Source organism: Methanospirillum sp. (assembly GCF_028679455.1).
Taxonomy (GTDB): domain Archaea; phylum Halobacteriota; class Methanomicrobia; order Methanomicrobiales; family Methanospirillaceae; genus Methanospirillum.
The window spans coordinates 1-12,795 of record NZ_JAJRBM010000442.1; the positions used below are offsets into that span (position 1 = coordinate 1).

Here is a 12,795-nt window from a genome sequence, read left to right on the forward strand (position 1 = left end):
CAATAATGAGTGGATAATTGGTCAGTATCATGGGAGAAGTCAGTGCAATATCTCAATCTTTATTCCAGAATCTGAAGATCAATAAACTGGTCGGAGCAGCTCTTGGAATTCCCCTACGACAGGCATCTGCCTGCATTGATCTGCTTGATAGCGGAGCGAGTATACCATTCATCGCACGGTATCGTAAGGAAGCAACTGGTTCACTTGATGATGCAGTAATTTTCTCTCTGGCAGGTCATCTGGATCGGATCAGAAAATTAGAGGTACGCAGGGACTATATTCTTACCAAAATCTCCGAATCAGGAAATCTGACCTCTGACCTTCAATACCATATCGAACAGGCAGGAACCGTTGCAGAACTGGAAGATCTCTATCTTCCCTATAAACCGCGACGAAAAACCCGGGCTGACAAGGCACGGGAACAGGGTCTTCAGCCTCTCGCCGATCTGATCCGTATGCCGAACTCCCGGATAGATCCTCTGACTGAAGCCGTCCGGTTTATTAATCCGGATCTTGGAATTGCTACCGTGCAGGCTGCTCTCGCTGGTGCAGAAGATATCATCGCTGGTGAAGTGAGCGAAGATCCCAGGAACCGTCAGATGATCCGTCAACTCTTCAATCAGAGTTCACGGTTAACTACAACCGCAGCACGAGGAACCGGAGGGAATGCAGGGAAATGGCAGGAGTATGTCAACACCAGTGAATCAGCCGGATCCGTACCCTCTCATCGCGTTCTGGCTCTGTTTCGTGGAGAAGATGAGGGTCTACTGTCTGTGAAAATAGGCCCTGATCCAAAACTCGGTATTGATATGCTTGTCAAAGGGTATATCGGAGGCCAGGGACCCACAACTGAATGTGTCATAGATGCTGTAACTGATGGGTACCATCGCCTGCTTGCACCATCTATGGAACGGGAAATCAGGAATGAACTGAAAGAGAGGGCAGATGAAGAAGCTGCTATTGTGTTTGCTTCAAACCTGCGTTCCCTTCTTCGTTCTGCCCCGCTCGGATCACACCGTGTTCTTGCGATTGATCCCGGATTTCGAACCGGGTGCAAGATTGCGGTACTGAATGCTGAAGGTCTTCCGCTTGAGACCGGGACTATTTTTCCTCATGAACCACGCCCTGATCCGGTAGGTTCAACGCGTATTATCAGGGATCTGGTAACCCGGCACCGGGTTGAAGTCATTGCAGTCGGGGATGGAACTGCTGGAAGAGAGACCTGGCAGTTTATCCGGAATCTTGGATTAGATGAATCGATAACGATAGTCAGTGTATCTGAACAGGGAGCATCTATCTATTCAGCATCAGAACTGGCCCGCACTGAATTACCTGATCTTGATGTGACGATGAGAGGTGCGGTCTCTATCGGCAGACGGCTTCAGGATCCGCTTGCTGAGATGGTGAAGATCGAACCACGTTCTATCGGGGTGGGCCAGTATCAGCATGATATTGATCCTGAAATGTTGAAGGCCAGACTTGAAGAAGTAGTGAAGTTTGTGGTAAATGAGGTCGGTGTTGATCTCAACTCTGCTTCCCCCTCACTACTGGCATATGTATCCGGGCTGAATCCGAGACTTGCGCAGGAGATTGTCAGGTACCGGGAGAAGAATGGTCCTTTCACCAGCAGGGGTGAACTCCTGAAGGTGAAAGGTATTGGTGATCGTACTTTTGAACAGGCTGCAGGATTTCTGCGGATTCGTGAAGGAGATAATCCTCTGGATAATACCGGTGTCCATCCGGAACGATATGCTCTTGTTCAGGAGATGGCTACCAGCATCGGGGTATATGCTCATGACCTGATTGGTGATGAATCACTGGTCAAAAAGATCTGCATTGAATCGTTTGTCACCGAAACATGCGGACTGCCAACCCTGCAGGATATCGGTGAGGAACTCATTCGTCCGGGTCGGGATCCCAGAGGGACCTTTGAACCACCAGTCTATGCCGAGATGGTACATTCATTCGAAGATCTCGAAGAGGGGCTGATTCTTGACGGTGTGATCACCAACGTAACAAAGTTCGGAGCCTTTGTAAACATCGGGATCTCGCAAAGTGGTCTTGTGCATATCAGTGAACTTGCAGATCGGTTTGTGCAGGATCCGAGTGATGTGGTCACCATTCATCAAAGGGTCAGGGTAAAAGTGATCAGTATCGATCGGCAGCGTGAACGGATCTCCCTCTCGATAAAACAGGCAGGATCGCAAGTATCCTGAGTGTAATTGAAACGGGAGACTATTTTTCCGGGTATGGAACATGAATTACCCCACTAGTAACACTCTCCTGTTTCTCGTGGATTCTGGAAAGAAATAATTCTCCATGAGTTCCATAATCGGAAGAGATATGGAGAGTCGTCCAGTCACCCTCGGTTTGATTCAGGTAACTGCTTCACCGGATCCTGATACGAACGTCAGGAGGATGGTCGAAAAGGTTACCGAGGCCATCAGTGCCGGTGCTCAAATTATATGCCTGCCTGAGTTATTCCGCACCCGGTATTTTCCCCAGTATATTGGAAAACCGGTTTCCACCTATGCTGAACCGATTCCCGGGGGTACTACCCGACTATTCTCTGAACTTGCAAAGAACAACGGTGTAGTCATCATTGTTCCTGTCTTTGAGTGCAACGATTCTGGTCAGTATCGTAATGCTGCCGTAGTGATCGATGCAGACGGTTCTGTCTCCTCTCCATACTACAAAGTTCATGTCCCCCAGGATCCCTCCTTCTTTGAGAAGGGATATTTTGCAGAAGGTGATGAATACAGAGTCTGTGACACCAGATTTGGCAGAATTGCAGTCTTGATCTGTTATGATCAATGGTTTCCGGAGGCTGCCCGTGCGGTTGCGTTGGCTGGGGCCGAGATCATCTTTTATCCAACTGCTATTGGTGATATCATGGATGCATCCCCGGTAGAAGGAGAGTGGCAGGACTCATGGGAGACGATCCAGCGAAGTCATGCGATCGCGAACAGTGTACATGTCGCAGCAGTAAACAGGGTTGGTACAGAGGACAGAATCAGGTTCTTTGGCGGATCATTTGTTACTGATGCGTTTGGATCTATCCTTGCACGTGCCGGTTCAGAGGAAGAAATCCTCATTACTAGTGTTGATCTTGCCATGAACGCGATTATTCGGGACTCGTGGGGATTTATGAGGAACCGGCGGCCTGAAACTTATCATCTGCTTACCAGTCCAATCAGGGGAACTGGAAACGAGATGGTCTCAAAGGTGCTGGGAGACACTCCCCGGAACCGGGGGTTTCACATGCCTGCTGAATGGGAACCACATGAGGCTGTGTGGCTTTCATGGCCGCATAACATACTGACATTTCCTTTCATTGAGGCTGTTGAAGAGAGTTACATAAGGTTCATCAAAGCCGTCCATCTCTCTGAAAAAGTATGCCTGCATGTCCCTGAAGGGGATGCATCCCGGCGTATTGCGCATCTTCTCAAGGAATCAGATGTTGATATGAGTAGGGTGACTCTGTTTCCTGTTTCATACTCTGATGTGTGGATCCGTGATTATGGTCCGACATTTGTGGTCAACCGGGGTTGTTCACAGGTTGCGATGGTGCGATGGATCTTCAACGCCTGGGGAGACAAATATGATGAACTCCTGGCAGACGGAGTAGTTCCGGAATTTATGAACGACATTCTCCAACTACCGGTATTTGAACCCGGGATAATCCTGGAAGGAGGTTCGATTGAGGTGAACGGGAGAGGAACTATTTTGACAACACGCTCCTGCCTGTTGAACAAAAACCGGAATCCGTCATTATCTCAGGAAGAGATTGAACGCTTTCTTCTTGAATATCTCGGAGCAGTGCATGTGATCTGGCTCAATGATGGTGTCGCCGGTGATGACACCGACGGGCATATCGATGATATCGCCCGCTTTGTTGATCCCATTACGGTTCTCTGTGCAGTTGAGGAGGATCCTGCAGATGAGAATTATGCAGCCCTGCAGGAGAATTATCAGTTTCTCTGTAATGAGACCGATCAGGATGGCAGACCACTCACCGTGATCCCTTTGCCGATGCCGAAGATGATATCAGGAGAAGAAGGCCGGTATCCTGCAAGTTATACGAACTTTTACATCGGCAACGAGGTCGTAATCGTCCCGGTATTTGATGATCCGCATGACGATCGTGCGTGTTCAATTATTCAACAGGCGTTCCCAACTCGGAGAGTGATCGGTATCAATGCACGGGCTATGATTGAAGGGTACGGAACCTTTCACTGTGCAACCCAGCAGCAACCCGGTCTTAAACCAGAATGAGGGCGAAAGATTCATGACATTCAGACTCATACAACCAGCCTGATATAACATGGCTGGGTTAATAGCAGAATTTCTGGAATTTTTGAAGGAATACAAGGTTGTTGCCCTGGCAGTTGCCTTTATCATGGGTGTTGCCGCAACAAGCCTTGTCAAATCACTGGTAGATAATATCATCATGCCCTTTGTCGGGGTCTTGGTACCCTCCGGCGACTGGAAGGCCGCTACTTTGAATTTGGGTCCTGTTCATCTGGGCATCGGTCCGTTTGCAGCAGAGTGTATTAACTTCATCGTCGTTGCATTCGTGATCTTCTTGATAGCAAAGATGGTGATGGGAGAAGAGAAAGTAGAAAAGAAGTAACACCTGCTTTTTTTCATCTGTGACTCCCACTAACCCGACGATTCATCACGTCGGTTCCTTTATATAATCTGCTGCCGGAGAGGATGTTACCTTTAGATCTCGCAGGAGCAGGATAGATGACAATATCAAATTTCAGACGGTTGTACCAGGTATTCCGTGGCTTTGAACGATGGTTACTCCTCTCTATTCTCCTGAACATAGTGGTTGCTGCAGGAACTCTGGTGATTCCTGCTCTTTCAGCTGATCTGATCGATAATGGGATCCTGAAAAATAACTTCTCTTATTCGCTGGACATTGGAACCCTTATGCTCCTTGCGGCATTACTGGCAGGAGCGTTTCAGATCGGAAATGCAGCAATCGCGGTCTGGGCTTCAGAGTATACTTCACATAATCTTCGTTCCCGGTCATTTGAGAAGATCCAGACCCTCTCCTTTGGAAATATCGATAAATTCAGATCCAGTGATCTTCTGGTCAGACTTACCACCGATGTTCAGAACGTCAAGATTGCAATCCAGCAGTCTGTTATGAATCTGATGCAGGCTCCTCTCCTCCTGATCGGAACGATTGTTATCATGGCAAAGATGGCACCCGGTCTGGTCTGGATCATGATTGTGCTCCTAATCCTTCTGAGCATCATTCTGCTCGTCTACTTTGTTATCGTAGAACCTGCATTTTCACGTAAACAGGCTGAGATTGACGCTGTAAACAAGGCGCTTCGTGAGACCCTTACCGGTATCAGAGTAGTCAAGGCATTTGTCAGGCAGGAGTATGAAATCACGAAGTTCAGTCAGGCTGCCGGTAATCTGAAACGTGCTGCTATCCGTCCGCAAATGGTGATGTCATATCTCATGCCTACCGTGTTTGCCATCTCGCTCCTCGGATTTGGTGCGGTGTATTATTTCGGGGGAAGTCAGGTGCTAGCAGGAACCGGCCTTCAGATCGGTGACGTGACCTCAGCAGCCCAGTATATCCTTATTCTCATGATGCCGCTCCTTATCATCGCCATCGTGTTGCCATTTATCACTCAGGCCAATGCATCTCTGACCAGAATCTTTGAGGTGCTTGATGCGGTTCCTGAAGTCCTGGATCCCGTGACCCCGGTAGAGATACATCCTGATCAGGTAACCGGACGGGTGGTATTTGATCATGTCTCCTTCACGTATCGCGATAATACAGGAAAGCCTCAGGGAGAGGTTCTCACCGATATCAATCTGGTTGCAGAACCAGGAGAGACAATAGGTTTTCTGGGATCTACCGGTTCGGGGAAATCATCGCTGGTCTCCCTGATCCCCCGGTTTTACGATATCACCAGCGGAGCGGTTACCATTGATGGGATTGATGTCAGATCTATTCCTCTAGCCGCCCTCCGCCGGATGATCAGTGTCTGTCTGCAGGAATCGGTCCTCTTCTCGGGATCAATTCGCGATTCAGTCAGGTTCGGCAGACCTGATATGACCGATGATGAGATCCTGATTGCGTCACGGGCAGCAGATGTGGATGGATTTGTACAGAACATTCCCGGGCAGTATGATAGCACCGTCGCCCGTCGTGGGTCAAACTTTTCAGGCGGTCAGCGTCAGCGTCTCTCGATCGCCCGTGCCCTTGCACAACGTCCAAAGATCCTGATCCTTGATGACAGTACCAGTGCCTGCGATGTAGCCACTGAAGCCAGAATTCAGGATGAGATCACCTCCATGATGGCAGGGACCACCAAGTTCATTGTGGCACAGCGTATCAGTTCGGTCATCACCGCTGACAGGATTGTGCTGCTTGATCAGGGCAGAATAGAAGCTACCGGGACCCATGCCGAACTATTGTCGTCCTGTCCACTGTACCAGGAGATATATGAGTCACAACTCGGGAGTGGTCTTCGATCAAAGGGGAATCCATCATGACGGCATTGACTGCGAAACCAGGGTCTGAAGATGATACGGAGAACCTGTCATGTTCCATGAATCAGACACTTCGTCGTCTTCTCACCTATCTGACACGGTATCGGTTCCGGCTTTTCCTGTCAGTCCTCTTCATGATCGGATTCTCAGTAGCGATGGGTATTCTTCCTGCACTGATGGGACTTGCAACCGATGTCATTGCAGGGAAGGGATCTCCGGACGATCTGACCCGGATCCTGCTGTTTTTCATGATCGATGCAACTGCACTCTGGGTCTGTGGACACCTGGCCCAGCATCTTCTGTCACTGATCTCACAGGAGGCCCTGTTTACGCTCCGAACCGAACTTTTCACTCATATACAGTCGCTGTCACTCAGTTTCTTTGATCGTCAGCCTATCGGTGAACTGATGAGTCGTGTATCAAATGATACCGATGTGATCGACCAGTTCTTCTCAAATGGGATTCAGCAGGTGCTCCAGTCGGTAACCACCATCATCGTCCTGACACTGGTGATGCTGATCATAAATCCGGTTCTGACCCTGCTGGTTTATCTGGCTGTATTCGGGATGCTTGCAATATCATCCACGATTGCCAGGATATCAGGGCCTGCCTTTGAACATATGCAGGAGGGCCTGGGTGAACTGAACGGATTTGCAGAAGAACGGTTGGCAGGCCAGAAAGTAACGATTGCCTATAATCAGCAGGAGAGTACAAGCAAAGGATTTACAAAACTGTCACAGCAGGTTGCATGGACCGGGGGACGGGCACAGTTTGTTGCGTTGACCTCGATGCCGGCAGCGACGATCATGTCGAATCTACAGATGATCCTCCTTTTGGTCGTAGGTGGTGCAATGGTGATGGAAGGAGATATTCAGCTTGGAGAACTGGTTGCATTTCTTGGGCTCTCGTCCTGTATCTCATCACCACTCTCACAGATATTCTCTGAATACGCCCTGATTATCAATGCGAGTGCCGGAGCCTCGCGGGTATTCAGGATCCTGGACGAGCAGCCGGTTGTGGCAGATCTGCCCGATGCAGTCACGATGCCCGCAATAAAGGGGGATGTTATCTTTGATGCAGTTGACTTCTCGTATGTTCCTGGTCGCACGGTTCTGAAGAACAATACGTTCCACGCGTTGCCCGGTAATATCTTTGGTCTTTGTGGCCCTACCGGAGCAGGAAAGAGTACGATCATCAATATCCTGACCAGGTATTATGATATTCAGTCAGGATCCATCACCATCGACGGAGTCAGGATAGACGAGGTCGTGCAGGACAGTCTGCGGATTCAGATCGCTCAGGTCCTTCAGGAACCATTCCTCTTCTCGTCGACCGTTCTGGATAACCTGCGTTATGCCCGCTCTGATGCCACCGATGAAGAGTGTATTGCAGCGGCGAAGCAGGCCGGAGCGTATGAGTTTATCATGGCCCAGCCTCATGGATTTGAGACCTACCTGAATGACGGGGGTTCAAATCTCTCGCAAGGCCAGCGGCAAATGCTGACGATTGCCAGGGCCATGGTATCAGAGCCGCACCTGCTGATCCTGGATGAAGCGACCAGTAACGTCGATACAAGGACTGAAAAACTCATCCAGTCAGGTCTGCTGAATCTGCAGCAGGGGAAGACCTCGTTTATCATTGCACACCGGCTCTCTACGATCCGTCATGCTGACTGCATCCTGGTCATCAATCAGGGAGAGATCGTTGAGCGGGGAACTCATGATGATCTGATGGCAGCAAAGGGTTTTTACTACTCGCTTTATGTGAGTCAGTTCAGAGGTAAACTCAGCGCTATTACGGGGTTTGTTTGATTTGCATGATATCTGACCTGAAATCCCCATCGCACGTGAAGAGACAGGGGTAATCAGACATGGAGTGGTATGAACAGTTTCCGATTCTGTTTATCGATCAGGATATCCATGCTGATAATGCCAGAGGGAGAAGTCTTGATCAGACGATCAGTGAACTGAAGGATCGAAACTTTACCGTGTTAACGACCTCTCTGCTCCGGGAAGGTCGTTCATTGTTTACTGCACATTCTGAAGTGAGCGGGGTTGTTATAGACTGGGATCTCCCTTCTGAATCAGATTGTGGAACTCCGCGGGATCTGATCCAACTGATACATCGCCGGAATCCACGAATCCCGATCACCCTCTTTACTGACCGGACAACGGTTCATGAACTCCCGCTTGATGTGGTCAGAGCAATCAGGGGGTACTTCTGGAAACTTGAAGATACACCCCTCTTTGTGACCGGGCATATCCAGGAACTGACAACCCAGTACCTGGAGAGCATCCTTCCGCCATTCTTTGGAAAACTCGTTGATTATACCGAAGACTCAAAGTACTCCTGGCATACTCCGGGTCATATGGGCGGGGTAGCGTTTCTGAAGAGTCCGGCAGGAAGACTCTTCTTTGACTTCTTCGGAGAGAAGACGCTTCGTTCAGATCTCTCAGTATCAGCCCCGGAACTCGGCTCGCTCCTTGACCATGCCGGAGTAGTCGGCGATGCCGAGATGAATGCAGCAAGGGTATTTGGTGCGGATCATACCTACTTTGTAACGAATGGTACCTCAACTTCAAACCGGATCGTCTTCTCCGGGTGTGTTAACGCCGGTGACATCGTCCTGGTCGATCGCAACTGCCATAAATCAAACATGCATGCGATCATCATGACCGGTGCCATTCCGGTCTATCTCATTCCTAGTCGCAACCATTACGGAATAATTGGGCCTATCCATGAGAGTGAGTTTGATCCTGTCTCTATCAGGGAGAAATTAACGAAGAACCTGCTTACAAAGAGCCGTGCAGATGATCCTATCCGTCATGCAGTCATTACGAATTGTACCTACGATGGGGTCTGTTACGACGTGGACAGGATCAAGGATCTCCTTTCAGGAACCGTCCGGTTCCTACACTTTGATGAGGCCTGGTATGCATATGCACGGTTTCACCCGATTTATCAGGGCAGGTTTGCGATGACTGCGGGAAATGAGAAGCCGGAGCATCCGGTTCTATTTGCGACTCAGTCAACTCATAAAGTCCTGGCTGCATTCTCCCAGGCATCAATGATTCACATCAGGGACGGGCACAAGCCGGTTGCAGAACGGATTTCGCATGATCAGTTTAATGAAGCGTACATGATGCATTCCTCTACCTCTCCGCAGTATGGAATCATCGCCTCCCTTGATGTGGCAACCGCGATGATGGATGGCGGGGCAGGATTTGCCCTGATGGATGAGACGATCGAAGAATCCTGCCTGCTCCGGAGTAAGATGCTTCAGATCAATCTCCAGATCCGTGATGAAGAGCGGGATCCCGCAAAATGCTGGTGGTTTATGGTCTGGCAGCCTGACCGCGATCCCCTTGCGCTACGCAAACGCAGGAAAGGAGAGAAGGATCAGGCAGGATTCAAAGAGGCGACGGGAAGTGATGGCAGACTCCGAATCCCTCATACCGATCCCGCGTTCTGGGTGATGAATCCTGAGGAAAAATGGCACGGTTTTTCCGATCTCACTCCTGGCTATGCGATGCTGGATCCTACCAAAGTAACCATTCTCTGTCCTGGTATCAGGGAAGACGGGAGCATGGATCCGGTAGGCATCCCTGCAACTCTTGTGACCACGTATCTCCGGAACCAGGGGATCGTGGTAGAAAAGAGTGGATTTCATTCGTTTTTAATCCTGATGACTATTGGAGTAACCCGGGGAAAGACCGGGAGCCTTGTTGCGGCTCTCTTTGACTTTAAGGAACTCTACGACAGTAATGCCCCGGTTGAGATGGTGTTCCCTGATATTGTCAGAAAGTATCCGAATGCATACCCGAAAGGTACCGGGCTTGCCGATCTCTGTCATGCAATGCATCGGTTTCTGGCAGAGCGGGATATCATAACGATCCTTGAAGCAGTGTACACTTCATTACCTGAAACAGTGATCACTCCTGCTGATGCGTATCGGTGTGTGGTTAGTGGTGAGACTGAACTGGTTCAGGTGAGTGATCTCATGGGAAGAGTCGCTGCTGTAATGGTTCTGCCGTATCCCCCTGGTATTCCGATCTGGATGCCTGGTGAACGGCTTGCTGATACAAACAGATCCGTGATCGACTGCCTGCTCCTCTACCAGGATTTTGATAACCGGTTCCCTGGTTTTGAGACCGGTTTTCACGGGGTGGTAATAACCGATGAGGATGGTCATCGAAGGTATTCCGTATCATGTGTACGGGAACTCTCCGTTGATGACTAATGTAATGAAAATGCGGTAATCAGAATAGCGTTGTAGTTGCATACCATTATGGAAGTTTTTCATACCATATGGTGTGCAGGATGGTGATGAATGAGTAATGGAATGAATAATAACGAAAAGTCAGTCGGTGAACAGGTCTCGTATCTGCTTCGTGATGAGTTGGGTAACTGTATGCCGATTGATATCTGGTATGATGGTGATATCTGGGTGTTTCGGCCATTGGGCAGGATAGATGCAGGTCATTCAGTGGATCTGGATACTGCACTTACTGAAGGTATTGATCAGGGGATGCGACTGATTGTACTTGATCTTACCGATGTACCCTACATCTCCAGTTCAGGGCTTCGTACGGTGATCAAAGCAGCAAAGGCTGTGAAATCTGATGGTGGCCGTATTACTATCTGTGGATTGAATGACACAGTTCGGGAAATATTCAAGGTATCCGGGCTTTTCAACATATTCCGTGAATTCCCCACTGCAAATGAGGCAATCTCCGGGATACAATCCAATACCTGAAAACCGGAAATAGAAAAAAATATTTTTTACCAGATCACGGTGCAAACCGATTATCAGTCTGATGAACAGGCCTGTTACTCGTCATCCGCACAAATATTCTGGAAATTTTAAAGTTGTTTGAATGTTTAGATAGCGCTTGCGTTTGCTGCAAGTGGGCTGACATTGGTAACATTCATTGCGTCGTCGACAGTGGTGTTGTTAGCAAGGACATCCTCAGTCAGGTTTGCTACAACGTCAACAATCTCAGTGGTGTTGTTAACTGCGTCGACGATAACTGCATCAACAGTTTCACTTGCAGTGGTGTTCTCTTCTGCGAAACATCCGGGTACGAGCACAAGCGCTGCGACCAGGAGGATAAGGAACTTAGCGATCCGATCCATAGCACTTGGTTGTATCTTCTCCCCTATGAAGCTAAGTGGTTTCACCTCATAACCTGCGGGCCCGAAACGGATTTTGGTAGTTGATCGCTGATCTTACCATCTCATCGCGGAAAAAAAACGGTAGTCAAATACGATATTCTGATCTGGATGCCCGAGCAGGCCGCGCAATGTTTTGAGTTTGTGTGGATATAATTAAATAGGATACTCAAGTTCCCTTAGGGCATCCACCAACTATGGATATCGGTTGATATCTATCGTATCATGATACATAATAGAGGGTTCAGATGTCTGTTTTTGAATTGGCTGTTCTTGGATACGTCATCGGCCTCACCGGTGCTCTAGCTCCCGGACCTACCCTTATCGCAACCATACAATCTGCCATACGGGGAGGGTGGAAGAGTGGTCCACAGGTTACCGGTGGTCATATCATCGCTGAATTTGTGGTAGTGATCCTGATCGCTGCAGGAATTCCTTTCCTTCCTGCAGGCTCCTCTGAATTGATTGCAGTGGTCGGAGGTGTTGCACTGGTAGTATTCGGGGTTATGACGATTCGTTCAGCACGGAATGCTACTCTCTCTTTGATCTCCCCATCGAATGGCACACAGTCCCCCCTTATAGCCGGTCTGGTTACCAGTATTGCGAATCCGTACTTCTGGATCTGGTGGTTTTCGGTTGGCAGTGCTCTGTTGATCAGTTCACTGGCAAGCGGCATTTTCGGCCTTATTGCATTCATCATTGGGCACTGGCTTTCAGATCTCAGCTGGTTTACGCTGGTCTCCCTCAGCATTCATAAAAGCCGGACATTGCTTGGAGATCGGGAATATATGTTTATCCTGTATGCCTGTGGAGTTTTGTTGATGGTATTTGGCATCTGGTTTATTCTTTCAGGTGCGGTACTGCCGGGAATGAGTAAAAATACCTGAATGATCAGGGAGAATTTACTCCTACTGCCTTAAAGAAGGTGTAACAGAAAACACCATCATTCTGACAGGTCCGGTACAATCCCTGTATCCCTTCTTCAAAACGTTCACCGGTTATCAGACCGGAAGTGACCGCCTCATTCTTCACCCCCTCGATCATTGCAGTAAACGTTTTTCTGGTAAATCCTTCTACCAACTCTGGCCGTGAGGCATC

Annotated in this window: 9 protein-coding genes and 1 pseudogene; 8 read left to right on the forward strand and 2 right to left on the reverse strand. The window is 49.0% G+C overall.

Annotated elements, in window-relative coordinates:
* Positions 1 to 29: 29 nt before the first annotated feature.
* The 7 genes from LUQ50_RS15235 to LUQ50_RS15265 all read left to right on the forward strand — a co-directional run bounded on the left by LUQ50_RS15235 (position 30) and on the right by LUQ50_RS15265 (position 11,281).
* Positions 30 to 2,216: a Tex family protein gene (locus tag LUQ50_RS15235; RefSeq protein WP_300041170.1), complete on the forward strand. Its 2,187-nt coding sequence runs from the start codon at positions 30 to 32 to the stop codon at positions 2,214 to 2,216.
* Positions 2,217 to 2,343: 127 nt separating this feature from the next.
* Entirely contained in the window at positions 2,344 to 4,275 is a 1,932-nt protein-coding gene (locus LUQ50_RS15240) for an agmatine deiminase family protein (protein ID WP_300041172.1), read from the forward strand.
* A 49-nt stretch (positions 4,276 to 4,324) separates the two neighbouring features.
* The gene (locus tag LUQ50_RS15245; RefSeq protein WP_300041174.1) at positions 4,325 to 4,633 is read left to right on the forward strand and encodes an MscL family protein; all 309 of its coding nucleotides are present in this window, start codon (positions 4,325 to 4,327) and stop codon (positions 4,631 to 4,633) included.
* Positions 4,634 to 4,749: 116 nt separating this feature from the next.
* Entirely contained in the window at positions 4,750 to 6,528 is a 1,779-nt protein-coding gene (locus LUQ50_RS15250; RefSeq protein ID WP_300041176.1) for an ABC transporter ATP-binding protein, read from the forward strand.
* Complete coding sequence (locus tag LUQ50_RS15255; protein WP_300041178.1) at positions 6,525 to 8,336, forward strand: ABC transporter ATP-binding protein; 1,812 nt, start codon at positions 6,525 to 6,527, stop codon at positions 8,334 to 8,336. Before LUQ50_RS15250 ends, LUQ50_RS15255 begins: the two co-directional genes overlap by 4 nt.
* A gap of 59 nt (positions 8,337 to 8,395) precedes the next feature.
* On the forward strand, positions 8,396 to 10,765 hold the full coding sequence (locus LUQ50_RS15260) for an Orn/Lys/Arg decarboxylase N-terminal domain-containing protein (RefSeq protein WP_300041180.1): 2,370 nt from the start codon (positions 8,396 to 8,398) through the stop codon (positions 10,763 to 10,765).
* 102 nt (positions 10,766 to 10,867) lie between these two features.
* Positions 10,868 to 11,281 carry an STAS domain-containing protein gene (locus LUQ50_RS15265; protein ID WP_300041182.1) on the forward strand — a complete coding sequence of 138 codons (414 nt, stop codon included), beginning with the start codon at positions 10,868 to 10,870 and terminating at the stop codon, positions 11,279 to 11,281.
* A gap of 125 nt (positions 11,282 to 11,406) precedes the next feature.
* On the opposite strand, the gene LUQ50_RS15270 is transcribed toward LUQ50_RS15265, so the two are convergent.
* Positions 11,407 to 11,706, reverse strand: coding sequence for a hypothetical protein (locus LUQ50_RS15270; protein ID WP_300041184.1), 300 nt, complete (start codon positions 11,704 to 11,706; stop codon positions 11,407 to 11,409).
* A 239-nt stretch (positions 11,707 to 11,945) separates the two neighbouring features.
* On the opposite strand from LUQ50_RS15270, the gene LUQ50_RS15275 reads away from it, so the two are divergent.
* Positions 11,946 to 12,584 carry a LysE family transporter gene (locus tag LUQ50_RS15275; protein WP_300041186.1) on the forward strand — a complete coding sequence of 213 codons (639 nt, stop codon included), beginning with the start codon at positions 11,946 to 11,948 and terminating at the stop codon, positions 12,582 to 12,584.
* Positions 12,585 to 12,588: 4 nt separating this feature from the next.
* Here the strand turns inward: LUQ50_RS15275 and LUQ50_RS15280 are convergent.
* Positions 12,589 to 12,795, reverse strand: a pseudogene (locus LUQ50_RS15280) (SAM-dependent methyltransferase); the annotation flags it as partial.